At 55.9% G+C, this 410-nt stretch carries 1 protein-coding gene; it reads right to left on the bottom strand.

Going from position 1 to position 410, the window contains the following annotated elements; all coding sequences use genetic code 11:
• Window positions 1-151: 151 nt before the first annotated feature.
• A partial coding sequence (locus tag AC1DN2_RS21365) for a hypothetical protein (RefSeq protein ID WP_476851881.1) occupies window positions 152-410 on the bottom strand: 259 nt, incomplete at its 5' end.

Genomic DNA, 410 nt, shown 5'->3' with positions numbered 1-410 from the left:
CGGGTGGTTTTGGGTTGTGGTGGCGGGGTTTTTGGGTGGTGGGGTGGGTGTGGGGGGTGGAGTTGCGGTGGGGGCGTGGTGGGTGTATTGTTTTCTAAGTCGCCGCGAGGGAGACCAGCGGAAATGCTGGGAACCGGAGGCGGCCAATCCCCTAAATTTCAAGACCGGATCTGGTCGGCGTTTTGTGCGCTCCGGGTTCGGGTGGGGCGGGTTGGATGGTTTGCGGGTCGCGGAAACGCTGATTTGCAAAGCGGTCCGGACTCGGGTAAGTTTGAAAAGTTGCTCCGGAGCGATCCTTGACTGATTGTTGGTTGTGGTGGTGCCGGGTGTGTCTGTTGTTTGAGAACTCAATAGTGTGCCAAGTTTGTTGATACCAATTTATTGTATTGAATTGGTTGAATTTGCCGGGC

It is taken from the genome of Arthrobacter sp. 01L42, assembly GCF_056400005.1.
Note: the sequence above shows the minus strand (reverse complement) of the source record. Positions and strands in the feature narration are given on the sequence as shown.